Source organism: Nocardioides sp. SR21 (assembly GCF_022761125.1).
In the GTDB taxonomy this organism is placed as follows: domain Bacteria; phylum Actinomycetota; class Actinomycetes; order Propionibacteriales; family Nocardioidaceae; genus Nocardioides.
This window is the reverse complement of sequence record NZ_JAKWJR010000002.1, coordinates 265616-291993: the sequence shown is the minus strand read 5'-3', so window position 1 is coordinate 291993 and position 26378 is coordinate 265616. Positions and strand designations below refer to the sequence as shown.

Below are 26378 nucleotides of genomic sequence, written 5' to 3'. Positions count from 1 at the left end.
ACAGGCGTCAGAGCGCCGTCCTCGACCACCGACACCTCTGGAGCCTCCATGTCTTCGTCCTCCGTCATCGCCGCGTCCGGCCTCACCTTCGCCTGGCCCGACGGCACCCCCGCTCTCAGCAACCTCGATCTCCTGGTCGGCCCCGGCCGGTCGGGCCTGGTCGGCACCAACGGCGCCGGGAAGTCCACCCTCCTGCGCCTCGTCGCCGGCGAGCTGCAGCCGACGTCGGGCCACGTCACCGTGGCCGGCGAGGTCGGCTACCTCCCCCAGGACCTGACCCTCGACGTCGACCAGCCGGTCGAGGACTTCCTCGGCATCGGGGCGGTACGCCGCGCGATCCGCGCGGTCGAGGGAGGCGACGCCGACCCTGTCCACTTCGACACGATCGGCGACGCCTGGGACGTCGAGGACCGCGCCGAGGCCGAGCTGGCCCGGCTCGGTCTCCCCACCGACGTCCTCGACCGCCGCCTCGGCCAGCTCTCCGGCGGCGAGGTCACCGAGCTCGGGCTCGCGCGGCTGCTGCTGCGCAGACCCGACGTACTCCTCCTCGACGAGCCGACCAACAACCTCGACACCGCCGCCAAGGAGCGGCTGTACGACGTGGTCGACGGGTGGAGCCGGTCGCTCCTCGTGGTCAGTCACGACCGCGAGCTGCTGGAGCGGATGGACCGGATCGGCGACCTGCGCGACGGCCGGGTGCGGTGGTACGGCGGCGGGTACTCGTCGTACGCCGAGCAGGTCGCGACCGAGCAGGACGCCGCCCGGCAGGCGGTGTCGACCGCGAAGGCCGACCTGCGCAAGCAGCGCAACGAGCGGATCGAGGCCGAGCGCAAGATCGCCTCGCGCACCCGGCTCGCCAAGAAGGCCGAGGCCACCACCGGGCTCGGCAAGGCGGCGATCAACGCGAAGAAGCAGCAGGCGGAGGAGTCGTCCGCGCGGCTGCGCCGGGTGCACGACGACCGGTCCGACCAGGCACGGGACCGGCTCGGCGCCGCCGAGGCCCGCCTGCGCGACGACCGCGAGATCCGGATCGACCTGCCGGGCACCGAGGTGCCGCGCGGACGGCTCGTCCTCGAAGGGGAGCTGCCGATCAACGGACCGGACCGGGTCGCGCTGGTCGGCCCGAACGGGTCGGGCAAGACCACCCTGCTGACCTCGCTCGTCGAGCAGGCGCGCGTGCCGGTGGGGCTGCTCCCCCAGCGGCTCGACGTGCTGGACCGCGACGACACGGTGTTCGGCAACGTCGCGCGGCGCGCGCCGGGAGCGGAGCCGAACGAGGTCCGGGCGCGGCTGGCCCGCTTCCTGTTCCGGGGCTCGGCCGCGGACAGGAAGGTCGGCGACCTGTCCGGTGGGGAACGGTTCCGCGCGACGCTCGCAGCGCTGCTGCTGGCCGACCCGGCCCCGCAGCTGCTGCTGCTCGACGAGCCGACCAACAACCTCGACTTCGCGTCGTACGACGCCCTGGTGTCGGCGCTCGCGTCCTACCGGGGCGCGCTCGTGGTCGCCAGCCACGACCCGGCGTTCCTCGAGGACATCGGGGTCGACCGGGTGGTGGACCTGAGCCCTACGCCGTGACGGCGTCCTCGGTGTCCATCGCGGTGTTCAGGAACGGGACCACGGTGACGACCGCCCACACCGAGGCGAGCGCCACGGCCAGCAGCGGCAGGTCCCAGCGGGCCAGCACGAAGCCCGCGATCGCGCCGCACTGCACGACGAGCATCAGGGCCAGGACGGAGAGCAGCGGGTAGACCCCGACCTTCAGGCCGCGGCGGGCGTCGGCGATCGCCTCGGTCGCGCCGCGGTCCTGGAGGTAGTGCAGGCGGTCGATCGAGCGCGAGTGCCACGACCAGGTCGCCAGCAGCCACATCGCGCCGGCCGCGAGGGTCACGGTGAAGGCCAGGCCGGAGGACAGCTCGCTGCCCTCGCCGCCGAAGAGGTCGTCGGCGACCTCCCAGAACGCGACGGCGGCGAGCAGTCCGCTCAGCACGAACGTGAACAGCTCCGAGCGCGTCAGCGAGCGGTAGCGGGTCCAGGCGAGCAGCTTCACCGCGCGGCCCTCGACACTCGCGCTCAGCTCGGCGCGGACAGGGCCGTCCGGCACCTTCTCGAGCATGCCGGCGTCGACGGCGAGCTCACGGCGCAGGCTGCGGGTGGGCAGGAACGCGGGGGTCAGCAGGGCGGCGAGCCCCGCGGCCGCGAACGGTACGACGGCCTTGAGTACGAGCGGCGCCCAGTCATTCACGCGCGACATAGTGGCAGCGATCCGCTCGCTGGCAAGGTAGGCGCGTGCATCTGGAGACAGAACGTCTGGTCATCCGCCCGTGGCGTCACGACGAGGGGCCGCGGCTGCTCGACATCCTCAGCCGCGAGGAGGTCATGAAGTGGCTGGGCGACGGTCCGCCCGTGCTGCTGAAGACCGTCGGCGAGGCGCATGCGCGCATCGACCGGTACAACAACGAGCGCAACGACCCGCCGCTCGGCATCTGGGCCGTCGAGCGCAAGGAGGACGGGCTCGCGCTCGGCACCGTGCTGCTGCTGACGCTGCCCAACGACGAGCACGGCGAGGTCGAGATCGGCTGGCACCTGCACCCCGACTCGTGGGGCAGGGGTTACGCGACCGAGGCAGCGCGAGCCGTGCTGGCGCACGGGTTCGCGGCCGGGCTGCCCGAGATCATCGCCGTCGCGCACCTCGGCAACGACCCGTCGATCAACGTCATGCGCAAGCTCGGCATGACCGACCACGGGGTCGTCGAGAAGTGGTACGACGAGCCGTCGCGGTGCTTCGTGATCACCGCGAGCGACTACTCGAAGAGCGCCTGACCGACGTACTCGCCCTCGCCGATGCCGGGAGGTACGGCGAACAGCGCGGACCCGGTGACCTTGAGGTACTCCATCAGCGCGTCGGACGTCGCCATCTTGTTCTGGATCGGGATGAAGTGCGTGTCGGGGTCGCGCACGAACGCGATGAAGAACAGGCCCGCGTCCAGGCCGCCGAGCGGGTTGGACCCGTCGACGAAGTTGTAGCCACGGCGCAGCATCCGGGCACCGTCGTTGAAGTCCGGGTGCACGACGCGGACGTGCGAGTCGTGCGGGATCACCGGGCCGTCACTACCGGGCATCGAGAAGTCCGGCTCGCTGAACTCGGTGCCGCCGGACAGTGGGGCGCCGGAGTCCTTGGTGCGGCCGATGAAGCCCTCCTGGTCACCGAGCGGCTGCCGGTCCCAGACCTCGATGGTCATGTTGATCCGGCGGGTGACCAGGTAGGAGCCGCCGGCCAGCCAGTCCGCGCGCGGGTCGTCGCCGGCGCCGACCCAGATGTGCTCGTCGACGTCCTTGGTCTCCTCGGCCTTCACGTTGGCCGTACCGTCCTTGAAGCCGAAGAGGTTGCGTGGTGTCGACTGCGAGGTCGACGTCGTCGACGTACGCCCGAAGCCCAGCTGGGACCAGCGCACCGCGACGGTGCCGAAGCCGATCCGCGCCAGGTTGCGGATCGCGTGCACCGCGACCTGCGGGTCGTCGGCGCAGGCCTGGACGCAGAGGTCGCCGTAGGAACGCTCGGGGTCGAGCGCGTCGGCCGGGAAGTGCGGGAGGGTGCGCAGCGCTCGGGGCTGCTTCCCGGCGAGCCCGAACCGGTCGCGGCCCTCGGCGTCGCGGAACAGGCCGGGCCCGAAGCCGAACGTGATCGTGAGGCCGCTGGCCGGCAGCCCGATCGCCTCGCCGGTGTCGTCGGGCGGCAGGTTGCTGGCGCCCTCGGTCGGGCCGATCTCGCCGGCCGACAGGCCGCGGGTCATCCGGTCCGCAGCGACCGTCCACGCCTGCAGCAGGGCGATCAGCTGCGAGCGGGAGCCCGTGGTGACGTCGAACGCCGCGAAGTGGAGACGGTCCTGCGCGGGCGTGGTGATCCCCGCCTGGTGCGCGCCCCGGAATGCGAACGCGTCGCGCCCGGTCGGCTCGGGGTCCGGCTCGGCAGCGGTCGCCCGGCCGGCCGCGAACGCACCGGCCGCCAGACCGGCCGCGGCGACCCCGCCGCCGACCAGCCCTCGTCGCGAGATCCCCTCGGTCAGGACAGCACCGCCGCGGTGAGCTTGGACAGCGGCTCGGAGAGCGCGTTGACCGCGTTGGAGAGCTCCTGGACCTGGTCCGGGGTGAGCTCGTCGTAGTAGACGAAGCCGTCGTCGGTGCGCTGCGCGTCGAGCAGGTCCTGCAGCTCGGTGAACCGCGCGTCCAGGGCCGTGGCGAGCTCCGGGTCGGACTGCTCGACGATCGGCTTCACGCCCTCGTAGCCCACGCGGGCGCCGTCGACGTTCGCCTGGAAGTCCCACAGGTCGGTGTGCGACCAGATCTCCTCCTCGCCGGTGACCTTGCCGAGGGCGACCTCCTCGAGCAGGCCACGGGAGCCGTTCGCGATCTGGTCCACGGTGTAGGTGAGCTCCTGGACGCGGCCGTCGAGGATCTCGGTGTTCTTCAGGAGGTCGTCGGCGTACGTCACTCGCTCGGCGGGAGTGAGCGGGGTGTAGTCCTCGGCGTCCTGGGGCCACAGGTCCTTCTCGATCAGGTGCCAGCCGGTCCACTTCTGGCCCTCCTCGAGGTCCGCCTCGCGGGCGTCCATCTTCGGGTCCAGGTCGCCGAACGACTCGGCCACGGTCTCGATCCGCTCCCAGTGGGTGCGCGCCTCCGGGTAGAGCGCGCGGGCGGCGTCGTCGTCGCCGTTCTTGTAGAGCTCGACGAACTCCTCGGTCTTGGTGAGGAGCTGGTCGGACTGGTCCTGCACGTAGGCCTGGTAGTTCGCGAGCGCCGCGTCGACCAGCTCCTGCTCGTCGGCGGAGATGTCGGGCTCGTCGCCGGAGTCGGTGACGGTGAAGTCGGCGCGGATGCCGTCGCCCTTCATGCCCGGCTTGCAGGCGGTGAGGTAGGTGCCGGCCGCCGCGTCGACGACGAGCTTGCGGGACAGGTCGGGGCCGATGTTCTCGACCTCGCCGACGATGCGCAGGCCGTCCTCGTCGAGCAGGTAGAACTCGGTGATCTGCGAGCCGTCGTTCGTGACGTCGAACGTGAGGGTGCCCGACGGCGCCTCGACCGCCGAGAGCTCACACCCGTCGTCGGTCGACGAGACCGCGACGGTGCGGCCGTCGCCCGACTCGGCGTCGTCGCCGCGGGTGTTCTCGGTGCACGCGGCGAGGAGGGGGACAACCACCACGAGGGCGGCGACGACGGTCTTGCGCATCAGGTTCCTTCAGCTCACAGGGGTGGGGTCGGAGGTCGGCGCCGGCGCCGGCTTGGAGCGGCGGCGGGCCGAGAGGAGGAAGAGGGTCATCACGGGGACGACGTACAGGAACCAGACCGTGGCCTCGAGCACGGTGGTCTGCGGGGAGAAGTTGAAGATGCCCTTGAGCAGGGTGGCGTACCAGGTGGTCGGGTCGATCGTGTCGGACACGTCCCAGGCGAGGTTGTTCAGCCCGGGCAGGATGCCGGCCTCCTGGAGGTCGTGGACGCCGTACGACAGGACACCGCCGGCGACGAGGATGAGGAACGCGCCGGTCCAGGTGAAGAACTTGGAGAGGTTGATGCTGATCGCGCCGCGGTAGATGAGGTAGCCGAGCACGATCGCGGTGGCGATGCCGGCCGCGGCGCCGACCAGCGGCTGCCAGGTGCCGGTGTCGTCGCGGACCGCCTCGGTCGCCGACCAGAGGAACAGCGCGGTCTCGAGACCCTCGCGGCCGACCGCGAGGATCGCCACGAGGACCAGCGCGAACCACGGGCCCTCGGCCGCGTCGTCGATCCGGCCGCGCAGCTCACCGCTCAGCGAGCGGGCCGCGCGCGCCATCCAGAAGATCATCCAGGTGACCAGGCCGACGGCGACGATCGACAGGATGCCGCCGATCGCCTCCTGCGCCTCGAACGTCAGGCCGCGCGGGCCGTAGAACAGCGCGAAGCCGAAGCCCAGCGACACCGCGACCGCGATGCCGACGCCGACCCAGATCCGCGGGAGCAGGTCCTGGCGCTCGGTCTTGACCAGGTACGCGACGAGGATGCTGACCACGAGGGCCGCCTCGAGACCCTCGCGCAGGCCGATCAGGTAGTTCGCGAGCACGTCGCGACACGATACGCCTGCCGCTTAGGTATGCCTAACCAAAGGTGAGGCACGCCACCCGGGTGCTCCTCGGGGTCAGATCGGGCAGCCGTCCGGGCCGCACGCCTCGGCGTCGCCACCGACCGACTGGAGCACCGGGTGCGACTCGGCCCAGGCCTGGTTCAGCACCTGGCTGAAGGTCTCGGCCGGCTGGGCACCGGAGACGCCGTACTTCTGGTCGACGACGTAGAACGGCACCCCAGTGGCGCCGTACGCCCGTGCCTGCGCGACGTCGGCCTCGACGGCGTCGGCGTAGTCGTCGCCGGCCAGGACCTCGCGGACGCGGGCCTCGTCGAGACCGGCGGCGAGGGCGACCTTCGTCAGCACGTCGTGGTCACCGATGTTCTCGGCGCCCTCGAAGTACGCCGAGAGCAGCGCCTCCTTGAGGTCGCGCTGCAGCGCGGGGCCGCCGGACGCGAGCGCGAGGTGGAGCAGCCGGTGCGCGTCGACGGTGTTGGTGTGCACGGTGTCGAACAGCCGGAACGCCAGCCCCTCCGCCGCGGCCATGTCCGTCAGCTGCTGCTGCATCTGGCGCATCTCTGCCTCGCTGCGGCCGTACTTGCGCGCGATCACGCCGGTCGACAGCTCGTGGCCGTGCTGCGGCGCGGAAGGGTCCAGCTCGAAGGAGCGGTACACGATCTCCACGTCCTCGGCGTGCTCGAAGCCGGCCAACGCCGTCTCCAGGCGGCGCTTGCCGACGTAGCACCACGGACACACGACGTCGCTCCAGATCTCGATCTTCACGTGAGGGTGAACGTCGTCGCGCCGTGGGGTTGTTCCGAGATGCCGGTCACCTGGGAGTCGCCGGCGGTGCCGGACCGCTCGCACCTGACCCAGCGCGTCGAACCGTTTCCGATACAACTTATATCGTATATAGTTCCGGCGAACACGAGGCTCAGGAGGACTGGATGGCGATCGCTGCCGGCGGGGCGCCGATGACCATCGCGGGCGGGATCCGGGAGTTCGCCCGGGCCACGCCGCGGGCGACGGCGGTCATCGATGGAGACCGCACGCTCAGCTTCGGCGCGCTCGACGAGCGGGCCAGCCGACTCGGCGCGTGGCTGCTCGGCAAGGGCCTGCAGCCCGGCGAGCGGGTGGCGGTGCTGCTCGGTAACCGGCTGGAGTACCCCGAGGTCGCGGCGGGCATCGCCAAGGCCGGGCTCGTCATGGTCCCGCTCAACCCGCGGCTCACGCCGGCGGAGAGCCGCTACATCATCGAGCACTCCGGCGCCCGCGCGCTGGTCCTCGACGACAAGCTCGCGGCCCTGGCCGGCGACGCGGCCGAGGAGCTCCAGCTGACCGTGGTCAGCATCGGCGGCTCCCAGCTCGGGCCCGAGTACGAAGCCGCGCTCGAGGCGACCGACGCGCGCGACCCGTACGCCCCGGTCAACGAGCTCGACCCGTTCTGCATCGCCTACACGTCCGGCACCACCGGCCGCCCCAAGGGCGTCGTGGTCTCGCACCGCAGCCGGGCGCTCACGTTCTACCTCTCTGCCCTCGAGTGGGGCCTCGGCCCGGGACGTACGTCGGCCGCGGTCGCGCCGATGTACCACGGGGCCGGCTTCGCCTTCGGCTACGCGCCCGTGTTCGCCGGCGGCACGGTCACCATGCTGCGCTCGTGGGACCCCGAGGAGTTCCTCGCGCTCTGCGCCCGCGACAAGGTGCAGTCGACGTTCCTCGTGCCGACGCACGCGCAGATGCTGCGCGGCCTCGGTGAGGGCGCGGTCGCCCAGCACGACCTGTCCTCGCTCGACACCCTGTACTTCAACGCCGCCGCGCTCCCCTGGCCGCTCAAGCAGTGGGTGATGCAGGAGTTCCCGCAGTGCGGGATCCATGAGCTCTACGGCTCGACCGAGGGCGGCATCATCACGAACCTGCGCCCGGCCGACCAGCACACGAAGCCCGGATCGGTGGGCCACGCCTGGTTCCTGACCGAGCTGCGCGTCGTCGACGACGAGGGCAACCCGGTGCCGAACGGTGAGCCCGGTGAGCTGTTCAGCCGCTCGCCGTTCCTCATGAACGGCTACCACAACGACCCCGAGGCCACCGCCGCCTGCACGACCGACGACGGCTTCCTCACCTGCGGCGACGTGGTCGTGCGCGACGACGACGGCTACGTCCACATCGTCGACCGCAAGAAGGACCTCATCATCTCGGGCGGCGTGAACGTCTACCCGCGCGAGGTCGAGGACGTCCTCGCCACCCACGCCGCCGTCGCGGAGTCCGCGGTCGTCGGCATCCCCCACGAGACGTGGGGCGAGGAAGTGGCGGCGTACGTCGTCCTGCGCCGCGGCGCCACCGTGACCACCGGCGAGCTCGAGGCGCACTGCCGCACCGGGCTCGCCGGTTTCAAGGTCCCCCGTCGCTGGACGGTGACCGACGCGCTCCCCCGCAACGCCGCCGGAAAGATCCTCAAGCGCGAGCTGCGCGACCAAGCCACGAACTAGCCGACAGACCCATCCCCTACCCGAAGGAAGTCCCTTGCGACCTCACGTCGAACTGATCCAGGAAGACGACTACGTCTGGCACGGCGCCGAGCTGCCGGGCGGCGAGGGCCGCGCCAGCGAGCGCCGGCTCTCCGTCGACGAGGAGGACGGCTCGTCCTCGCTGCGCGTCGACTTCCACACCGACTGGGGCCGCGGCCCGGGCATCCACCACGCCAACACCGAGTACTACGTGCTCGAGGGCGAGATCGACTACGGCGGCCGCAAGATCGGCAAGGGCGGCTACGTCTACGCGCCCAAGGGCGTGCCGGCCGACTACCTGAAGGTCGCCGAGGGCACCAAGATGCTCCACTACCGGGAGTACGGCGACGCCGGGTACGACGCTGTCGAGTCGGTCGCGGCCGCCAAGCGCTGGTCGGACGCCCGCGAAGAGGTCATCGTCATCGACTCCGACGCGATGAAGTGGGACGCCGTCCCGAACCCGGGCCCGATGCCCGGCCTGTACATCAAGTACCTCCACGTCGACCCGGTCACCGGCTTCTACACCCGCCTGGTGCACGCCGAGCAGGGCTGGTCGGACCACCGCCTCGCGCACCACCCGTGCTACGAGGAGGCCTACACGACCCAGGGCCACATGGAGTACAACTTCGGCACCCTGGACCTCGGCACGTACTTCTTCCGCCCGGCCCGCGTGAAGCACGGCCACTTCACCACCATGGAGGGTGGCGCCACCTGGCTGCTGCGCTCGGACGGTGAGCTGAAGAACTGGTACACGCAGCGCGAGTGGGTCCGCTGGGGCGGCGACGGCGTCAACTACACCGCCGAGGGCCTCAACGAGGAGCCGCACGAGCCGCAGCGCTGGTCGTCGTCCACCCACGACCTCGCCACCCCGTGGCGGTCGGAGGAGGACATGCGGCAGATGAACGCCGCCTGGCAGTTCCAGATCGACCAGGGCCAGAACAACGCGCCGGTCAAGCACCAGGGCCAGGGCGCGGACCCGTCGATCATCGCGATCATGAAGGCGATGGACGCGGCCAACCTGCAGGGCGGCCACGGCGACGGTCACTCGCACGACCACGACCACGACCACTCGCACGACCACGACCACGACCACTCGCACGATCACGGGCACTCGCACGAGCACGCGCCCGAGCTGGACTGGGGCTGGTCGGGCAAGGACGTCGAGCACCGTGACGAGCGCACCGGCGAGCACGCCCACAACTGGGGCACCCGCGTCGACTGGAAGGACGGGGACCCGATCCCCGCGCCGATCATCTCCTCGCTGCCCGTCCGCAGCCGCTCGCGCGGCCGCTGGGACGGCGACGGAATGTGATGGTTCCTCTCCTGGCACCCATGGTCGCGGAGGCCGCGGAAGCCGCACACGGCTTCAACGGGCAGACCGTCGCGATCTTCCTGCACGTCGTGCTGTTCGCCTACTGGCTGGGTGGCGACGTCGGGGTCTTCTACGCGAGCCGGTACATCATCAAGAGCGAGGTCGGACCGGAGGCCCGCGGGGTCGCCACGAAGATCATGCACGCGACCGACATCGCGCCGCGGGTCTCGCTGGTGCTGATCCTGCCCAGCGGCGTCACGCTGATGGCGTGGGGTCCGCTCGGCGACGACTTCTTCGTGCACGGCTGGCTGCTCGCGCTCACGTGGGTGGCCGGCCTGGCCTGGCTGGCCGTGTCGCTGATCGACTACCGGGGCGGCGACACTCCCCTGGCCCGGCTCTCGCAGAAGGCGGACCTCACGGTCCGCTACGGGCTGAGCGTCGGGCTGGTGGCGGTCGGCGTCTACACGATGGTCGTGGCCGAGCCGTTCGGCGTGGACACGAACCCGAAGTGGCTGGGCGCCAAGGTCGTCGCGTACGCGCTGTGCATCTTCAGCGGCGTGATGATCCGCCGGCAGCTCAAGCCGTTCGGGCCGGCGTTCGGCAAGCTCGTGACGTCGGGCTCCACCCCCGAGGTGGAGAAGGCGATCCTCGGCTCGATCAAGCGCTGCGAGCCGTGGGTCTACGCGATCTGGACGCTGGTCCTGGTCGCCGCGCTCCTCGGCGTGATGAAGCCGGGCTCGACCGCGTTCTGACCGCTGTGAACCAGGGGCAGGGCCACCGTGAAGGTGGTTCCTGCCCCTAGTTCGCTCTCCACGGTGACCGAGCCCTCGTGGCGCTCGACGATCGTCGCCACGATCGCCAGCCCCAGACCGGTCCCGGACTGCGCGAGCGCCTCCGGGTTCGTCGTACGGAAGAACGCGCCGAACAGCCCGGTCTGGTCCTCCGCGGAGATGCCGATCCCGTTGTCGGCGACGCGGACGACGATCTCGTCCGGACCGAGCGCGATGCTCACCGTCACCGTGCCGCCGTCGGGCGTGTACTTCACCGCGTTGCTGACCAGGTTGCCGATCAGGCGATCCAGCTCCGAGGGGTCGCCGGGCACCACCAGGTCGGTCGGCTCCATGACGAGCTCGATCGTGATGTCCTTGGCGCGCGCGGCGGTGTCGACCAGGTCGGCGACCTCGAGCGTGATGTCGCGCAGGTCGACCGGCACCGGCGAGAGCGGGTAGCGCGGGTTGCTGACCCGGGCCAGCATCAGGAGGTCGTCGACGACCTTCTTCATCCGGTCCGAGCCGCGGGTCATCGCGGCGTGGTGCATCATCGCGACGGTCTCGAGCTCGAGGGTCCCGAGCATCTCCAGGTTGCCGGCGATCACCGCGAGCGGGGTGCGCAGCTCGTGGGACATCGTCGCGATCAGCTGGCTGCGGTAGTCGTCGAGCTGCTTCAGCTCGCGCACCAGCGCGCGCTCGCTCTCCAGCGCCCGCGCGGTCATCAGCGACGCGCCCAGGTCGTGGCCGATCTGGCGGGCCGAGTCGATCTCGACCGGCGACCACGGCGGGTCCTGCTCGCGCCGGGTGAGCGCCATGAAGCCGAGGCACTCCTCCCCCGCGCCGAGTGGTACGGCGAGCACCGTCGACAGGCCGAGCTCGTGGAGCTGGCGGTGGATGACGTCGGGCAGGCCGGGCGTCTCGCCGGCGACGACGACGAGCACGGTCTGGTCGCGCCACAGCCGGGGCGCGACGCGGCGCGACTCCTCGATCACCTCGGCGGGCAGCGTCACCATCTCGCCGTCGTGCTGGCGCGCGTAGTTGCCGCCCGGGCAGTCGGTGTCGAGCACGTGGATCCAGGAGCCGCTCGCGGCGAAGCCCTCGACGAGCGGTCCGTGGGTGCTGCGCAGCACCGCCTCCAGGGAGGGCAGCGCGGGCATCGACGCGGCCCGGATCATCCGGCGCGCGGACTCCGCGTGGGCGACCTGCTGCACCAGCTCCTCGCGCTCGAACGCGTTGAGGACGGCTCGCTCCGCCTGGGCGGCGTACCGCTCCAGGAGGTCGCGCTGGACCGCGTCGGGCCGGCGTCCGGACAGCGGCCGGTCCACCGAGACCGCGCCGACCATCACGCCGTCGTCGTCGCTCAGCACGGCGACGAGCACGTCCTGGGGGTCCCACGCGTCGGGGTGGTCGACCCGCTGCTGCTCGAACTCCACCCAGTGACCCGCGAGCTCGCCGTGGTCCGCGGCGGCGAGGAACCGGACGCGCGGACCCCACCGCTCGGCGACGGCCAGCACCGGGTCCAGGACGTCGGCGGAGTCGGGCCGCTCGACGTACTCGCGGTACTCCTCAGGGCCGACGTAGGCGACCGTGACGAGCTCGTCGTCGATGACCACCGACAGCGCGGTGACCTCGAAGCCGACCATCTCCGCGACGGACTCCGCCATCAGCTGCAGCACCGAGCGCGCCGACGAGTCGGACCACCCGGTCGGGTCCGCGTGGCTGGGGTCAGAGGTCGGCACGGCGCCGAGTATGCCGAGAAACCCTGTCAACGGACGGCATCTGGCCGTTGACGCGCGGCGAGTCGTTCGCCGAGCAGGCGCCCGAACACGAGGGCAGGCGTGAGCAGCATCCCGGAGCAGAAGCTGTTGCCGCACGTCGCACCGGCGCCGATCACCTCACCGATCGCGAACAGACCCTCGATGCGCGCCCCCGCCTCGTCGAGCACGGCGAACGTGTCGTCGATGTCGAGCCCGTCGAACGTCACGACCGCGATGCCCTGGTTGTGCAGCGCGTAGTACGGCGGCACCGCGATCGGTGCGGGCAGGTGGGTGCGGCCGAAGTCCTCGTCGACACCGGCCTCCACCGCGCGGTTGTACGCCGCCACCGCGGCCACCAGCCCGTCGGGGTCGATGCCGGCGAGGGCGGCGACCTCCTCGAGCGTGTCCGCCGCGTGGATGCCCGGACGCACGTTGGCGTGCCGGCGCAGGTCGTCGGCCTCCCAGCCCAGCACGATCGGCGGCCGGCCGCCGCCGGAGTCGGCGACCGCGTCGTCGTCGAAGACCGTCCAGAAGACCTGGTCCGGGAGCGCGGTCAGCGCCCGCTCCTTCACGTCGATCGACGGCTCGTCCTCGGCGATCCAGCGGCTGCCGGTGCTGTCGACGTAGATCTCGCGGGGCGGGCGCTCGACGGTCAGCAGCAGCCGCTCGGCCCAGTTCGCGCGGTGCGGGGCCTGCGGGTCGGGCAGCCCGCCGAACGTCGGGAGGTACGTGCCCTCCCCCTGGATCGCGGCGCCGACGCTGCGGCCGAGGTGGATGCCGTCGCCGGTCGACGTGCGCGACGCCACGGTGACCAGCTCGACGCCGTGCCGCTCGGTGAACAGCTCGGCGTCCGCGCCGTACCCGCCCGTGGCGATGACGACGACGGCCGCGTCGATCTCGACCTCGTCGCCATCGCGGTAGACCTCGACGCCCACCACCCGGCCGGCGTCGTCGGTGCGCAGCCCGGTCACCGGCGCGTTCGTCCAGAGGGTGAGGTCGTGCGCGGCCCGCGCCTCCTCCAGCTCGGCCTCGAGCACCTGGAGGACCGACAGGCCGCCCTCGACGCCGTACACGGTCCGAGGGATCTCGTACGGCTCGTGGCCGTAGACGATCCGCGGCGTCTCGGGGTCGAAGGCCATGCCGCTGCCGACCAGCCACTCGACGACGCCAGGCGCCTCGTCGACCACCAGCCGGACCAGGTCGGTGCGCTCGGTGCCGTTGCTGATCCGCTGGATGTCGGCGAGGTGCAGCTCGGGGCTGTCCTCGATGCCGGCCGCGCGCTGCAGGCTGGTGCCGCCCGCGGAGAGGTGGCCGCCGCTGAGGTGCAGGGCGCCGCCGGTGCGCCGGTCCTTCTCGACCAGCAGCACGCGCGCGCCTCCGCGGGCGGCCCTGACGGCGCAGGTCAGACCGGCCGGACCTGCTCCGACCACGACCGCGTCGTACCCCGCACGAGCCACTCCTAGATCATATATGATTCGCGACGATGACTACCGTGACCGGACCTCTGAGCGGCATTCGTGTCGTCGACGCGTCGACGATCCTCGCCGGGCCGCTGGCCTGCCAGATCCTGGGTGACTTCGGCGCCGAGGTGATCAAGATCGAGCACCCGAAGGCCGGCGACGGCATGCGCGGCCACGGCCCCTCGGTCGACGGCACGCCGATCTGGTGGTCGGAGATCTCCCGCAACAAGCGGACGGTCGCACTCAGCCTGTCCTCCGAGGCCGGCGCCGACGTGCTCAAGCGGCTGGTCGCGACCGCGGACGTGCTCGTCGAGAACTTCCGCCCCGGCACCCTCGAGCGCTGGGGCCTCTCCCCCGAGACCCTGCAGGAGCTCAACCCCCGCCTGGTGGTCGCGCGGATCACCGGCTTCGGCCAGACCGGGCCGTACGCCGCCCGCGCGGGCTTCGGCACGCTCGCCGAGGCGATGAGCGGCTTCGCGCACCTGACCGGGCAGCCCGACGGACCGCCGACGCTGCCGGCGTTCGGCCTGGCCGACTCGATCGCCGGCATCGCCGCGTCGTCCGCGATCTCGATGGCGCTCTACGAGCGGGAGAGGTCCGGCACGGGCCAGGTCATCGACCTCAGCCTGCTCGAGCCGATCATGACCGCGGTCGGCCCCGGCCCGTCGGTCTACGGCCTCACCGGCCAGGTCGGCCAGCGGCACGGCAACCGCTCCACGAACAACAGCCCGCGCAACGCCTACGAGACCAGCGACGGCCACTGGGTCGCGATCTCGACCAGCGCCCAGGCGATCGCCGAGCGCGTGCTCACGCTGGTCGGACACCCCGAGGTGCTCGACGAGCCGTGGTTCGCCTCCGGGCACACGCGCGCGCAGCACGCGGACCTGCTCGACGGGTACGTCGGCGGCTGGATCGGCGAGCGCACCCGCGACGAGGTCGTCGCCGCGTTCACCGAGGCCGGTGCCGCGGTCGCGCCCGTGTTCTCCGCGAAGGACCTGGTCGAGGACGAGCACGTCCGCGCGACCGAGATGCTGACGCCGGTCGACGACCCGGCGCTCGGCGAGGTCCTGCAGCACAACGTGATGTGGCGGATGTCCGAGACCCCCGGCGCGATCCGCTTCCCGGGTCGCCCGCTCGGCGCCGACACCGACGACGTCCTCACCGAGCTCGGCCTGTCCGCCGACGAGATCTCCGCCCTCCGTGACCAGGAAGTGATCCGATGACCACCCAGGCCCTCCTCGACGCCGTCGCCGGCGGCGTGCGCGTCGTCGACCTCGGCCGCCGGCTGACCGTCGGCATGCCGCAGTCGCCCAACCACCCGGCGTACTGGCACGCCCACCCGCGCCGCCACGGTGACATGGTGCGCGCCGACGGCGGCTCGGCCGCGAACGACATGATCTCGATGGGCACCCACGTCGGCACCCACATCGACGCGCTCTCGCACGTCTCGCAGGACGGGCGGATGCACGACGGCCTCGGCATGATCGAGCTCGGCGTGCACACGATCGAGCCGATCGTCCGCCGCGGCGTGCTGCTCGACGTGCCCGCGACGCTCGGCGTCGACCGGCTCGAGGCCGGCCAGGAGATCACCGTCGCCGACCTCGAGGCGACGCTGGGGAAGCAGGGGGTCGCGATCAACGCCGGCGACGTCGTGCTGATCCGGTCCGGCTGGGGCCAGCACTTCGACAACGGCGACGGCGACACGTTCCGTGGCCTCCAGACCGGCGTGCCGGGTGTCTCCACCGCGGGAGCCACCTGGCTCGCTGACCACGGCGTGCACGCGGTCGGCGCGGACACGATCGCGTTCGAGATGCTCTCGCCGGGCGCCGGCCACGGCCTGCTCCCCGCGCACCGCGTGCTGCTCGTCGAGAACGGCATCTACATCGTCGAGACGATGGCGCTGGAGGAGCTCGCGAAGGACGCGATCCACGAGTTCGTGTTCGTGCTCTCGCCGCTGCCGCTCTTCGGCGCCACCGGCTCCCCCGTCCGCCCGCTCGCGGTGGTCGGCGCATGAGCGCTCAGTCGGATTCCGGGGCGACCCTCGCCCAGCAGCTCGGGGCGTTCGCCGAGAAGGCGTACGCCGACGGTGTGCCCGACGACGTCGCCGCGTCGGTCCAGCAGCGCGTCCTCGACGTGCTCGGCCTGTGCGTCGCCGCGCACCGGCTGCCGACCAGCGCCGCCGCGCTCGGCCACGTCCGCGACCAGGGCGGGCACCCGCAGGCCACCGCCGTCGGTGTGCGCACCTCGGTCACCGCGGCCCAGGCGGCGTTCGCGAACGGCGTGCTCGCGCACTCGCTCGACTACGACGACACCCACCTCCCGTCGGTGCTGCACCCCAGCGCCAGCGTGGTGCCGGCGGCGCTCGCCGCGGCCGAGCACGCCGGCGCGACCGGCGCCCAGACCGTCCGCGCGATCGCGGTCGGCCTCGAGGTCGCCGTACGCCTGGGCATGGCGGGGTACGACGAGGAGCTCGGCAACTCGGTCTTCTTCGAGCACGGCCAGCACGCCACGTCGATCACCGGCGCGATGGGCTCCGCAGTCGCGGCGTCGCTGCTCTACGGCACCGACGCCGTCGACGCGCTCGGCCTGACCGCGTCGATGGCGTCCGGCGTCATCGAGGCGAACCGCACCGGCGGCACCGTGAAGCGGCTGCACTGCGGCCTCGCCGCGCAGGCCGGCGTCAACGCCGCGCAGCTCGTGCGCCGCGGCTTCACCGGCCCGCCGACCGTGCTCGAGGGCCGGTTCGGGTTCTTCCAGGCCTGGCTGCACGGGCAGTTCTTCCCCGACGCCGTCAGCGACGGCCTCGGCACCGAGTGGTCGGTGCCCGGCATCTTCTTCAAGCCCTACCCGGCCAACCACTTCACGCACACGACCGTCGACGCGGGACGCGCCTTCCGCGAGCGGGGCATCTCGCCCGACCAGGTGGCCTCGGTCGTGATCGGCGTGGCCGGTTCGACCGTGCGCACCATCGGTGAGCCGATCGAGGTGAAGCGCGCGCCCGAGACCGGCTACCAGGCCCAGTTCTCCGGTCCCTTCGCCTTCGCTGCCGGGCTGCTCGGCGGTGGGGGCCTCGGCACCGGCCTGGACGACTACAGCGACGCCCTCGCCCAGGACCCGGAGCGGCGCGCGCTGATGGCGAAGGTCGACGTCGTGGCCGACGACGAGTGCAACGCGATCTACCCGTTCCAGTTCCCGGCCGTCGTCACGCTCACCACCACCGCGGGCGAGACGCTCGTCGAGAAGGTGCTGACGAACCGCGGCGGACCGGCCCGGCCGCTCTCCGACGACGAGCTGGGCACCAAGTTCCGCGACAACGTCGCGGGACGCCTCGACGCCGCCGCCTCGGACGCCGTACGGCGTGCCGCCCTCGACCTCACGAACGCCACCGACGTCTCCGACCTGATGTCCCCTCTGAAGGAGTTCCACGCATGAGCGAGCTCGACCTGATCATCACCAACGTCTCGGTCGTCGTGCCGGGCCAGGACGAGCCGCAGTCGCTCGACATCGGTGTCCGCGACGGCAGGATCGCGCGGCTCGAGGCGGGTCTCGACACCGACCTCGCCGACCGGGTGGTCGACGGTGGCGGCAAGACGGCGTTCCCGGGTGTCGTGGACGCCCACCAGCACTGGGGCATCTACAACCCGCTGCCGGAGGACGCGGTCAGCGAGAGCCGCGCGTCGGCGCAGGGCGGTGTCACCACCGCGATCACCTACATGCGCACCGGCCAGTACTACCTGAACAAGGGCGGCCCGTACTCCGAGTTCTTCCCGGAGGTGCTGTCGCTGACCGAGGGCAAGGCGCTGATCGACTACGCCTTCCACCTCGCGCCGATGAGCAAGGGCCACATCGAGGAGATCCCGTCGCTCGTGGGCGACCACGGCGTGACGTCGTTCAAGATCTTCATGTTCTACGGCGGCCACGGCCTGCACGGCCGCAGCGCCGACCAGAGCTCGTTCCTCATGACGCCCGAGGGCGAGCGGTACGACTACGCCCACTTCGAGTTCGTGATGCGCGGCATCCAGAAGGCCCGCGAGGAGCACCCGGAGATCGCCGACCAGATCTCGCTGTCGCTGCACTGCGAGACCGCGGAGATCATGACGGCGTACACGAAGCTGGTCGAGGACGAGGGCACGCTCACCGGGCTGCCGGCGTACAGCGCCTCGCGCCCGCCGCACTCCGAGGGCCTCGCGGTCACGATCGCGTCGTACCTCGCGCACGAGACCGAGCTGCCGACGATCAACCTGCTGCACCTCACCTCCCGCAAGGCCGTCGAGGCGGCGCTGATGATGGCGGCGACGTTCCCGCACATCGACTTCCGTCGCGAGGTCACCGTCGGCCACCTGCTCGCCGACTGCGACACCGCGCACGGCGTCGGCGGCAAGGTGAACCCGCCGCTGCGGCCGCGCGAGGACGTCGAGGCGCTGTGGCAGTACCTCCTCGACGGCAAGATCGACTGGGTCGTCTCCGACCACGCGTGCTGCAAGGAGGAGCTGAAGTTCGGCGAGCCGAAGGACGACGTGTTCCTGGCGAAGTCCGGCTTCGGCGGCGCCGAGTACCTGCTCGCCGGCATGGTCTCGGAGGGCTCGAAGCGCGGCCTGCCGTTCGGCCGGATCGCCGAGCTGACGTCCACGAACCCCGCCACCCGCTACGGCCTCGGTGGCACCAAGGGCTCGCTCGAGCTCGGCAAGGACGCGGACATCGCGCTCGTCGACACCTCGGTCACCTGGACCGTGCGCGCCGAGGACTCCGAGTCCACGCAGGAGTACACGCCCTTCGAGGGTGCCGAGCTGACCGCCAAGGTGACCGACACGTTCGTCCGCGGCCACCAGGTGATGACCGACGGCGTGGTCTCGACCGAGCCCGTCGGCCGCTACCTGTCGCGCCCGACCCAGGCCTGACGCACCGCTGTCTTCGCGGGTCGTCAGCCCGGGAAGGTCCGGCAGGGCTGGCTGCGCAGCGATGCGCAGGGCGGCCGCTGCTGGGGGACCTTGACGCCGGGCACGACGGGGAGCACCAGCCGGGAGCGGTGCTTCCCGTCGGCGGCGATCCACACGTGCTCGCCGTCGGCGACCGTGGTGTCGAAGGCCCACTGCGGGCGCGCGTTGCCGGGCGCGTCGACGGTGATGCGGATCCGCGAGCCCTTGCGGAACGGCTGGGCGAACGGGAACAGCTCAACCCGCACCTTCGTGAACGTCCCGGCGGGCAGCGGGCTGGCGTCCTCCTCGAGGTCGGTGTGCACCGGCTTGATCGGCGTGGACGCCGCCGCGTCGAGCTTGCGGTGGCTGGCGCGCAGCCAGCCGGACTGGACGTAGACCTCGGTGCCGTTCGGTCGCACCTCGGTGAGCGTCACCTCGAGGTCGGTGTCCGGCGCGTCGCTGCGCACCCACAGGTCGACCGAGCCGGTGCCGGCGGCGACGACGTTCTTCTTCAGGGGCTTGCTGATCCAGCCCAGACCGGTGGCGTCGGGGATCTGGCGCCAGTCGTACGTCGGGTTCGGGCCCCAGATCCCTCCCCCGGTGAAGTTGGTCTTCGGCAGCGCCGACGGGTCGGCGACGTACCCGCGGGCGTCGGCGTCGCGCAGCACCGGCGTGGGCCGCAGCTGGCCGGCGGCACCGAGGTACCAGGACGTCGGCTTCGCCTGCGGGACGGGCCAGGCGTCGAAGGAGCGCACGAACCGCGGCAGCGGCGAGCCCGCCGGCTGGCCGGCGGCAGCGCCCTCCTCGAACAGCACCTGGACCGGCTTCTGCGCCTCGAAGGACTTCAACGCCTGCCGGTAGGTCATGCCGGCGTACGTCGGACCGGGCGGCAGCTGGAGGCCCCCGACGCCGGTGATCGACTCGGCGAGGATCGGGGCGACGAACTGCTTCATGGTGGTCGGCACCCGGCGGGCGACGTACAGGTCGAGGAAGTCGGCGTACCGCCCGAAGATGCCGAGGCTCAGCGCCTCGGTGTGTGAGCCGTTGGCCAGCGACGCGTAGACGTGCGGCGATCCCGTGAAGTCGTCGAGCATCTCCGCCGAGTGCCCGCCGGTCTGCTCGTCCTGCCAGGCAGCGGCGAGGAACACCGGGACGTTGATGTCACCGGCGAAGTTCGTCGGGTTGATCCGGTCGTAGTAGCGGTAGCCGTAGAAGGGATTGTCCTCGAGGAGCTGGAGGGGGTCCGGGTTCTGCAGCCGAACGGCCTGGTTCTCCTCGCAGGTCGTGTCGCCGGACTCGACGCGCCCCTCCTCCCAGCCCTGGCCGTACGGCGCCGCCTGCTCGGTCCGCTCCGCCGCCCACGGCACTGCGAAGCCGGTGTTGAGGATGCCGCCCGGGTACAGCGTGCTGCGGTAGGTGTCGTCGATGACCGACAGCGGCGCGATCGCGGCGAGGTGCGGCGGCTGGTAGCGCGCGGCGTACAGCTGCGAGATGCCGGGGTAGGAGATGCCGACCATGCCGACCTTGCCGAACTCCACCCAGGACTGGGCGGCGATCGCCTCGATGACGTCGTACCCGTCGAGGCTCTGCACCGGCTCGAAGCTCAGGAACGAGCCACCCGAGCAGCCGGTGCCACGGATGTTGACGCCGACGTAGGCGTAGCCGAGCGCGTTGAAGAGGGTGGCGAACCTCGTGTTCGCCGGGTTGCTCGGGTCGTAGCCGGAGTACTCGACGACCGTCGGGAACGGTCCGTCGCCGTCAGGCAGCGAGACGTTCGCCGACAGCGTGGTGCCGTCGCGGGCGGTGATGTACCCGAAGCCGTCGCCCAGCGTCTGCGCGTCGTAGAACGACTGCGGCGGCGCCGGGTCGTCGATGTCGGGCACCGTGACGCCGACGCCGGCCACGGTGTACTCGCCCGCGTCGAGCTCGCGCCAGGCCAGGCTGCCGGCCTCGTCCACGGTGCCGCTCTGGACGACGGCCCCGCCCTGGACCAGGTCCAGGGTCGTCCCGGGCGTCGCGTCCAGCACGTAGAGCTGGTTCGCGCCCGGGCGGAGCGTGAAGTCCGCCGGATCGGCCGCGGTCGCGGGGACGGTTGCGGTCAGCAGACCGGCGAGAAGAGCGGCGATGGCCACGAAGCGCATGCCGCAGATGGTGCCACGGGTCAGTCGGCCGCGGGCACGATCCGGATGTCGCGCACGGCGCCGCCGTCGAGCGCCGCCAGGGCCTCCTGGTACGCAGCGCTGTCGTGCGCCGCCACGGCAGCGTCGACCGAGTCGAACTCGATGAGCACGGTGCGGGTCTCCTCACCGGCCTCGAAGGTCGCCTCCGGCAGCCCGCGCACCAGGAACGTGCCACCGGCCCCGGTCAGGGCCGGGCCGGCGAGCGCGGCGTACGCCTGGAGCTTCGCCTCGTCGGTGATCTCCTGGTAGATGCTGATCCAGTAGGCAGTCATGCGGGCAATCCTGCCGGACGGCACCTACAGCTTGGTCATCTTCGCGAACGGGCTCGGCACCCGGACCTTCTGGGTGCGGAAGTCGACGATCACAGCGGCGGAGTCGGTGTGCACGACGCGGCCCATGCCGTAGGAGTCGTGCTGCACCAGGTCGTCGCACTCGTAGCTCTCGATCGAGATCTCGGGCTTCGCCGCGAACGGGCTGGTTGCAAGGTGCCGCTGCGGCGGCTGGGAGCTGGACACACCTCGAGTATGCGTTGTCCCCGAGTTCACCGGACGCTGTTTCACGGTAAATCTTTTTTGTCGGACCCCGATGGGCCCTCCATGATGGAGACGTGCTGACCACGACCCCGATCACCTCCGACCTGGTCCGCGGCGCCCTGGAGCTGGAGCCCACCGAGCACGGGCTGCGACCCCACCGGTTCCCGGCCTGGGCGCGGGCGCAGGGCGACGGGCAGCTCGCGATGGCGGAGGCGCAGCCGTCCGGCGTACGCCTGGTGTTCCGCACCCGGGCCACGGTCATCGAGCTCGACACGATCCGGACGACGGTGACGTACGTCGGCCTCCCGGGGCGCCCCGACGGGATCTACGACCTCGTGGTCGACGGGAGGCTCGTGCAGCAGGCGACCGGGGCCGGCGGGCACGTGCTCGAGATCGACATGGCCACCGGCGACTCGGACTACCGGCTCGGCTCGGTCGGGACGGTCCGGTTCGAGGGACTGCCCGAGGCGACCAAGGATGTCGAGATCTGGCTGCCGTGGAGCGAGGCGACCGAGCTGGTGGAGCTGCGCGCCGATGCGCCGGCCGAGCCGCTGCCGGACAACGGGCGCCGGGTCTGGCTGCACCACGGCAGCTCGATCAGCCACGGCTCGAACGCGTCCAGCCCGACGGCCATCTGGCCGGTCGTGGCGGCGGTCGGCGGCGGCGTGAAGCTGGTCAACCTGGGCGTCGGCGGGAGCGCGCTGGTCGACCCCTTCGCCGCGCGCGTCATCCGCGACACCCCGGCCGACCTGATCAGCGTGAAGCTCGGGATCAACGTCGTGAACCACGACGCGATGCGGCTGCGGGTCTTCGGCCCGGCCGTGCACGGCTTCCTCGACACCATCCGTGAGGGCCACCCGGAGACCCCGCTGCTCGTGGTCTCCCCCATCTGCTGCCCGATCCACGAGGACGCGCCCGGCCCGAGCGTGCCGAGCTTCGACGAGAACGGCATCCGGTTCGCGGCCGGCGGCGACCCCGCAGAGGTCCGCGCCGGCAAGCTGTCGCTGTCGGTGATCCGCGCCGAGCTGGCCCGGATCATCGAGACCCGGGCCAAGGACGACCCGAACCTCTACTACCTCGACGGTCTCGAGCTGTACGGCCCTGACGACTACGCCGAGACGCCGCTGCCCGACGAGCTCCACCCTGGCCCCGAGACCCAGCGGCTCATCGGCCGCCGGTTCGCGGCGCGGGCGTTCGGCGCGGCCGGGCCGTTCAGCATCTACAGCCCGTAGCGCTCAGTCGTTGAGCTCGACGACCTCGTGCTCGGTCCAGGTCTCGACCTTGGCCGACAGCAGTGTCAGCTCATAGACCAGCTCACGCTTCGCCTCCTCCTCGGTCATGCCGTCGGAGTACCTGGGCACCTGCTCGTCGTACAGGCCGGCGACGTCCGCGAACGACAGCCCCGCGCGGGCGATCCGGATCCGATTGCTGGTGATGATCGAGCCCGACTCAGTCGGCGCGGTCACGATCGCGGCCACTCCGCGGTCGAGCTCGTGGACCTTGGGACCTTCGGGAGCGGTCGTGATGTACCAGACACCCGGTCGGTCCGACTTCACGAAGCGCATCGCCCGGCTCGACGGCCTGGCGTCGCCTGCGGCGCTCGAGACGACCAGCTTGTTGACATCGGCCGCCACCTCGTTGAAGCACGCCAGCGCGTGCTCCGCGAACAGCGAACCCTTCTCGCGCCGGCTCTCCTGAGCCAGCGCGAGCCCGTCTCGCACCGACTCGACTCGCCCCTCGTCCAGGAAGTACAGGATCTGGGGCACGTACGCCGAGATGTCCTGGTCGTCGAAGTAGAACTGCAGCCACCGGCGCCCGGAGTGCAGGTCCCCGCTGTACTTGCGCCGCAACCGGCTCTCCTGACGAGCCAGCAGCCGCTTCCCCCAGCGCCGGCGCAGCAGGCTGTGAGCGACCAGCGCGCCCAGCAGCACCGCGAGGGCGAAGTTCACGACGCCCGGCAGCCACCAGTCCGGTCGGGCGTGCAGCCCGGTCAGTGTCACGTAGAAGACGACCTGCGCCAGGCCGAACAGGGCCGCGACGACGGACACGAACACGAGCCGGAACCGCCGCAGCTCGTGGTGGATCGCGTCGGTGGCGCGCAGCCGACGCTTCAGGTGCAGCTCGCGCTGCCGCATGTCGGCGACGAGTGCCTGGTCCTCGACCGTCAGGGCCATCAGTCGACTCCATAGGTGCGGAAGCGCCCACGCAGCTCGTAGGTCTCGATGTCGGCGTGGGGCTGGATCCGCACCTCACGCTGCTCGAGGCGGAGCGCCTCCGGGCCGAACTTCTCGGCGTACCAGTCGGCCGAGATCTCCAGGCGCTTGGCCAGCCGCTCGTCGTCGTACGTCGTCAGGTGTGCCCGGCGCCGGCTCGATGCCCGGTCGAGAAGGTGCAGCGCCAGGAACCCGAGGACGAAGACGACCAGCAGGATCGCGAGGAAGACCATCGTGATCTCCCACATGACGAACCCCTCGTGGTAGCCCCACCAGCCGGTGTCGTCGTCGCGGTGCAGGAGCGCCGAGGTGGTGATCACGACCGGCAGCACGACGAAGAACCAGCCGACCAGGATCAGCACCAGCTGCACCCAGAACGTGGGGCCGAACCGGCGGCGGAAGAACCAGTCGACGGTGACGTCCTTCTCCTCGACCGTGTGCACGACGTACGGCGGCTTCTGGCTCGTCATGCTCGTCCCGCCTGCCCGTCGCGGATATCCTGCAGGCTGCCGGAGCGCTCGGGCGACTTCCAGGTGCCGCCGTCTCGGCGTGACCAGACCTTGACGAGCGTCGGGATCAGCTCGGTGACGACCGTCCAGGTGTTCACCATCCAGTAGACCAACATGTACCAGGGCGCGAACGCGATGTACTTCAGCGTCCTCCCCCGGTCGTTGTAGTACGACGCCACGGTCAGCTGGAGCAGGCCGACGCCCATCTCGATGGCGACGAAGATGCCGACCATGTACCAGTTGTGCCAGAAGCGCTCCCAGTTCTGCGTCCCCGCGAAGTAGATCTGCAGCAGGACGAACAGGATCATGCTGATCCAGTAGACGACGCTCCAGACGATGCTGATGCCGTAGTCCAGCACCACCGGCAGCATCCGGAAGTTCCGGATCGGGTGCCGCAGCAGCGTCGGCCCCTTGCTGGCCAGGACGTAGATGCCGCCCGAAGACCAGCGGTGGCGCTGCTTGATCAGCGCGCGCAGCTGCTCCGGGACGTCGAGGAAGAATCGGATGTGCGGGGCGAACAGGGCGCGCCAGCCAGCCACCTGCATGTCCCAGGCGATCGAGATGTCCTCGGTCGGCTGCTCGGCGTGCCAGCCGCCGACGTCGAGCACGGCCTGCTTGCGGTACATCGTGTTGGCGCCGGAGAACGCGAACAGGGCACCGTAGGACATCTGCGAGCGCTTGATCAGGCCGATGATGGAGTTCAGCTCGTTCTGCTGCGCCTCCGCGGTCATGGTCGTCCGGTTGGCCGCGAGCATGTTCCCGGTGACGGCGCCGACGTTCTGCCCGCCGTCGCGCTCGAAGTAGCTGAGGTACTGCCAGAGCGCGTCCGGGTTGGGCTTGGTGTCGGCGTCGTTGGACAGCAGGAAGTCGCCCCGGGCGTAGCCGATCGCGACGTTGAGTCCATGGGCCTTGCCGCGGTTCTGGACGATCGTGATGACGCGGAGGTCGTCGAGCTCGTCCTGGAGCGCGGCCATGATCTCGGCGGTCCGGTCGGTCGAGGCGTCGTCGACGACGAGGATCTCGTACTTGTCCGCCGGGTAGTTCAGCTGGCCGTGGAGGTAGCGGACCGTGCTCTCGATCGAGGCTTCCTCGTTGTGGGCGGGGACCAGGATCGTGACGAACGGCTCACCGTGCTCGAGGAAGCGTGGAAGGTCGTCCCGCTCCGAGAACACGTGGTAGTAGAAGCTCGACACCAAGAAGGCCAGCCCGCCGACGATCGGGTAGGCGATCAGGACGAACACGAGCAGCTGCACGAACCACTCGCCGCCCGAGTCGGGCATCACGGCCTCCCGTCAGCGCGCCTCTCTCACCACCAGCACGGTAACGCGTCGGCCCCGAGGACTACAGCCCGTAGCGGGCGAGCTTGTCGTCCTTCTTGCCGAAGAACTTCTTCATCATCCGGCCCTTGGTGAGCCAGGCGATCTCGTCGCCGTTCTTGGTCGAGGCGAGCATGCTCTCGACGAGGTACGGCGCGACGTCGTCGACGTGGTCGCTGAGGATGTTGACCATCTTGCGCTGGCTCTGGACCGACTCGGGGCTGGTCGCGGCCTCGCGCAGCCAGCCGTCGGTGATGAGGATGCCCGGGCGGACCTGGCCGACGCGCACGTTGGTGCCCTCGACCTCCTTCACCAGCGCCTTGGTGAACATGTCGAGGCCGCGCTTGGTCGTCGAGTAGACGCCCATGCCCGGACGGACCGAGCCGTCGCTGCCGCCGCCCAGGATGTTGAACACCTGGCCACCGCCGGTCGCCATGCCGCGCAGCGCGACCTGGGAGCCGTAGATCGTGCCGAGCATGTTGGTGCTGACCATCGTCGAGACCTCGTCCGGCGTGGTCTCCGCGATCGTGCGCATCGTGTAGGCGACGCCCGCGTTGTTGACCCACAGGTCGACCGAGCCGAGCGCGGAGACCGCGGCGTCCCAGAGCGCCTGGACCGACTTGGCGTCGCTCACGTCGACGACCTGGCCGGCCGCGCGGCCACCGCTGCGCGCCTCGAGGCCGAGCTTCTCGACGGCCTCGTCGACCGCGGCCTGGGTGCGGCCGGTGACGACGACGGCGTGACCGCGGCGTACCAGCTCCTGCGCCAGCGCGTAGCCGATGCCCTTCGTACTGCCGGTGATGACTGCGTTGACCAT

At 71.1% G+C, this 26378-nt stretch carries 24 protein-coding genes; 10 read left to right on the top strand and 14 right to left on the bottom strand.

Annotation, left to right across the window (positions count from 1 at the left end; genetic code table 11):
* Nucleotides 1–48: 48 nt before the first annotated feature.
* Entirely contained in the window at nt 49–1575 is a 1527-nt protein-coding gene (locus MJ604_RS04670) for an ABC-F family ATP-binding cassette domain-containing protein (RefSeq protein WP_243057129.1), read from the top strand.
* Here the strand turns inward: MJ604_RS04670 and MJ604_RS04665 are convergent.
* A complete protein-coding gene (locus MJ604_RS04665; protein WP_243057128.1) occupies nt 1565–2242 on the bottom strand; it encodes a hypothetical protein in 678 nt (225 codons plus the stop codon). The genes MJ604_RS04670 and MJ604_RS04665 overlap by 11 nt on opposite strands.
* A 44-nt stretch (nt 2243–2286) precedes the next feature.
* On the opposite strand from MJ604_RS04665, the gene MJ604_RS04660 reads away from it, so the two are divergent.
* Complete coding sequence (locus MJ604_RS04660) at nt 2287–2820, top strand: GNAT family N-acetyltransferase (protein ID WP_243057127.1); 534 nt, start codon at nt 2287–2289, stop codon at nt 2818–2820.
* Here the strand turns inward: MJ604_RS04660 and efeB are convergent.
* From efeB to MJ604_RS04640, 4 genes are all read right to left on the bottom strand, one after another.
* The gene (gene efeB / locus MJ604_RS04655; protein ID WP_243057386.1) at nt 2802–4007 is read right to left on the bottom strand and encodes an iron uptake transporter deferrochelatase/peroxidase subunit; all 1206 of its coding nucleotides are present in this window, start codon (nt 4005–4007) and stop codon (nt 2802–2804) included. The genes MJ604_RS04660 and efeB overlap by 19 nt on opposite strands.
* A 53-nt stretch (nt 4008–4060) precedes the next feature.
* Nucleotides 4061–5224 (bottom strand): iron uptake system protein EfeO, encoded by a 1164-nt coding sequence (gene efeO, locus MJ604_RS04650; protein WP_243057126.1) that lies wholly within the window; start codon nt 5222–5224, stop codon nt 4061–4063.
* Nucleotides 5225–5233: 9 nt separating this feature from the next.
* The gene (gene efeU / locus MJ604_RS04645; protein WP_243057125.1) at nt 5234–6091 is read right to left on the bottom strand and encodes an iron uptake transporter permease EfeU; all 858 of its coding nucleotides are present in this window, start codon (nt 6089–6091) and stop codon (nt 5234–5236) included.
* A 75-nt stretch (nt 6092–6166) separates the two neighbouring features.
* Nucleotides 6167–6874: a DsbA family oxidoreductase gene (locus MJ604_RS04640; protein WP_243057124.1), complete on the bottom strand. Its 708-nt coding sequence runs from the start codon at nt 6872–6874 to the stop codon at nt 6167–6169.
* A 164-nt stretch (nt 6875–7038) separates the two neighbouring features.
* Here MJ604_RS04640 and MJ604_RS04635 point away from each other — a divergent pair, with 164 nt between their 5' ends.
* From MJ604_RS04635 to MJ604_RS04625, 3 genes are read left to right on the top strand one after another with little or no spacing between them, the layout of a single operon-like run.
* On the top strand, nt 7039–8577 hold the full coding sequence (locus tag MJ604_RS04635) for a class I adenylate-forming enzyme family protein (protein WP_243057123.1): 1539 nt from the start codon (nt 7039–7041) through the stop codon (nt 8575–8577).
* Between the two features lie 34 nt (nt 8578–8611).
* Nucleotides 8612–9907, top strand: a complete 1296-nt coding sequence (locus MJ604_RS04630; RefSeq protein ID WP_243057122.1) for a DUF4437 domain-containing protein — start codon at nt 8612–8614, stop codon at nt 9905–9907.
* Nucleotides 9907–10659, top strand: coding sequence for a hypothetical protein (locus MJ604_RS04625; protein WP_243057121.1), 753 nt, complete (start codon nt 9907–9909; stop codon nt 10657–10659). The genes MJ604_RS04630 and MJ604_RS04625 overlap by 1 nt, the downstream gene beginning before the upstream one ends.
* Here the strand turns inward: MJ604_RS04625 and MJ604_RS24150 are convergent.
* Nucleotides 10587–12416 (bottom strand): HAMP domain-containing sensor histidine kinase, encoded by a 1830-nt coding sequence (locus MJ604_RS24150; protein WP_243057120.1) that lies wholly within the window; start codon nt 12414–12416, stop codon nt 10587–10589. The two genes, MJ604_RS04625 and MJ604_RS24150, sit on opposite strands and share 73 nt — an antisense overlap.
* A gap of 26 nt (nt 12417–12442) precedes the next feature.
* Complete coding sequence (locus MJ604_RS04615) at nt 12443–13891, bottom strand: FAD-dependent oxidoreductase (protein WP_308194107.1); 1449 nt, start codon at nt 13889–13891, stop codon at nt 12443–12445.
* 26 nt (nt 13892–13917) lie between these two features.
* Here MJ604_RS04615 and MJ604_RS04610 point away from each other — a divergent pair, with 26 nt between their 5' ends.
* The 4 genes from MJ604_RS04610 to MJ604_RS04595 are packed head-to-tail and all read left to right on the top strand — an operon-like array spanning nt 13918 to nt 18792.
* Nucleotides 13918–15117, top strand: a complete 1200-nt coding sequence (locus MJ604_RS04610; RefSeq protein ID WP_243057119.1) for a CaiB/BaiF CoA-transferase family protein — start codon at nt 13918–13920, stop codon at nt 15115–15117.
* On the top strand, nt 15114–15908 hold the full coding sequence (locus MJ604_RS04605; RefSeq protein WP_243057118.1) for a cyclase family protein: 795 nt from the start codon (nt 15114–15116) through the stop codon (nt 15906–15908). Before MJ604_RS04610 ends, MJ604_RS04605 begins: the two co-directional genes overlap by 4 nt.
* The gene (locus MJ604_RS04600; RefSeq protein ID WP_243057117.1) at nt 15905–17326 is read left to right on the top strand and encodes an MmgE/PrpD family protein; all 1422 of its coding nucleotides are present in this window, start codon (nt 15905–15907) and stop codon (nt 17324–17326) included. The genes MJ604_RS04605 and MJ604_RS04600 overlap by 4 nt, the downstream gene beginning before the upstream one ends.
* Nucleotides 17323–18792 (top strand): dihydroorotase family protein, encoded by a 1470-nt coding sequence (locus MJ604_RS04595; protein ID WP_243057116.1) that lies wholly within the window; start codon nt 17323–17325, stop codon nt 18790–18792. Before MJ604_RS04600 ends, MJ604_RS04595 begins: the two co-directional genes overlap by 4 nt.
* A gap of 23 nt (nt 18793–18815) precedes the next feature.
* Here the strand turns inward: MJ604_RS04595 and MJ604_RS04590 are convergent, their stop codons facing one another.
* Genes MJ604_RS04590 through MJ604_RS04580 form a run of 3 tightly spaced genes read right to left on the bottom strand, consistent with a single transcriptional unit; the run spans nt 18816 to nt 21505 of the window.
* The gene (locus MJ604_RS04590) at nt 18816–20951 is read right to left on the bottom strand and encodes a CocE/NonD family hydrolase (protein ID WP_243057115.1); all 2136 of its coding nucleotides are present in this window, start codon (nt 20949–20951) and stop codon (nt 18816–18818) included.
* A 20-nt stretch (nt 20952–20971) separates the two neighbouring features.
* Nucleotides 20972–21262 (bottom strand): DUF1330 domain-containing protein, encoded by a 291-nt coding sequence (locus tag MJ604_RS04585; protein WP_243057114.1) that lies wholly within the window; start codon nt 21260–21262, stop codon nt 20972–20974.
* Between the two features lie 24 nt (nt 21263–21286).
* Complete coding sequence (locus tag MJ604_RS04580) at nt 21287–21505, bottom strand: hypothetical protein (protein WP_243057113.1); 219 nt, start codon at nt 21503–21505, stop codon at nt 21287–21289.
* A 92-nt stretch (nt 21506–21597) separates the two neighbouring features.
* Between MJ604_RS04580 and MJ604_RS04575 the strand changes: the two genes are divergently transcribed.
* Nucleotides 21598–22755, top strand: coding sequence for a GDSL-type esterase/lipase family protein (locus MJ604_RS04575; protein ID WP_243057112.1), 1158 nt, complete (start codon nt 21598–21600; stop codon nt 22753–22755).
* 3 nt (nt 22756–22758) lie between these two features.
* Here the strand turns inward: MJ604_RS04575 and MJ604_RS04570 are convergent, their stop codons facing one another.
* From MJ604_RS04570 to MJ604_RS04555, 4 genes are all read right to left on the bottom strand, one after another.
* The gene (locus MJ604_RS04570) at nt 22759–23697 is read right to left on the bottom strand and encodes a hypothetical protein (protein ID WP_243057111.1); all 939 of its coding nucleotides are present in this window, start codon (nt 23695–23697) and stop codon (nt 22759–22761) included.
* Nucleotides 23697–24206 carry a hypothetical protein gene (locus MJ604_RS04565; protein WP_243057110.1) on the bottom strand — a complete coding sequence of 170 codons (510 nt, stop codon included), beginning with the start codon at nt 24204–24206 and terminating at the stop codon, nt 23697–23699. The genes MJ604_RS04570 and MJ604_RS04565 overlap by 1 nt, the downstream gene beginning before the upstream one ends.
* Nucleotides 24203–25525 carry a glycosyltransferase family 2 protein gene (locus MJ604_RS04560; protein ID WP_243057109.1) on the bottom strand — a complete coding sequence of 441 codons (1323 nt, stop codon included), beginning with the start codon at nt 25523–25525 and terminating at the stop codon, nt 24203–24205. The genes MJ604_RS04565 and MJ604_RS04560 overlap by 4 nt, the downstream gene beginning before the upstream one ends.
* Nucleotides 25526–25586: 61 nt before the next feature.
* Entirely contained in the window at nt 25587–26378 is a 792-nt protein-coding gene (locus MJ604_RS04555; protein ID WP_243057108.1) for an SDR family oxidoreductase, read from the bottom strand.

Bases quoted from the DNA above. Each gene is read 5' to 3' on its own strand.
- MJ604_RS04670 (WP_243057129.1), top strand. From the start codon at position 49: ATGTCTTCGTCCTCCGTCATCGCCGCGTCCGGCCTCACCTTCGCCTGG.
- efeO (WP_243057126.1), bottom strand. From the start codon at position 5,224: ATGCGCAAGACCGTCGTCGCCGCCCTCGTGGTGGTTGTCCCCCTCCTC.
- MJ604_RS04635 (WP_243057123.1), top strand. From the start codon at position 7,039: ATGGCGATCGCTGCCGGCGGGGCGCCGATGACCATCGCGGGCGGGATC.
- MJ604_RS04625 (WP_243057121.1), top strand. From the start codon at position 9,907: ATGGTTCCTCTCCTGGCACCCATGGTCGCGGAGGCCGCGGAAGCCGCA.
- MJ604_RS04610 (WP_243057119.1), top strand. From the start codon at position 13,918: ATGACTACCGTGACCGGACCTCTGAGCGGCATTCGTGTCGTCGACGCG.
- MJ604_RS04605 (WP_243057118.1), top strand. From the start codon at position 15,114: ATGACCACCCAGGCCCTCCTCGACGCCGTCGCCGGCGGCGTGCGCGTC.
- MJ604_RS04600 (WP_243057117.1), top strand. From the start codon at position 15,905: ATGAGCGCTCAGTCGGATTCCGGGGCGACCCTCGCCCAGCAGCTCGGG.
- MJ604_RS04595 (WP_243057116.1), top strand. From the start codon at position 17,323: ATGAGCGAGCTCGACCTGATCATCACCAACGTCTCGGTCGTCGTGCCG.
- MJ604_RS04590 (WP_243057115.1), bottom strand. From the start codon at position 20,951: ATGCGCTTCGTGGCCATCGCCGCTCTTCTCGCCGGTCTGCTGACCGCA.
- MJ604_RS04585 (WP_243057114.1), bottom strand. From the start codon at position 21,262: ATGACTGCCTACTGGATCAGCATCTACCAGGAGATCACCGACGAGGCG.
- MJ604_RS04570 (WP_243057111.1), bottom strand. From the start codon at position 23,697: ATGGCCCTGACGGTCGAGGACCAGGCACTCGTCGCCGACATGCGGCAG.
- MJ604_RS04565 (WP_243057110.1), bottom strand. From the start codon at position 24,206: ATGACGAGCCAGAAGCCGCCGTACGTCGTGCACACGGTCGAGGAGAAG.
- MJ604_RS04560 (WP_243057109.1), bottom strand. From the start codon at position 25,525: ATGCCCGACTCGGGCGGCGAGTGGTTCGTGCAGCTGCTCGTGTTCGTC.
- MJ604_RS04555 (WP_243057108.1), bottom strand. From the start codon at position 26,378: ATGGTCAACGCAGTCATCACCGGCAGTACGAAGGGCATCGGCTACGCG.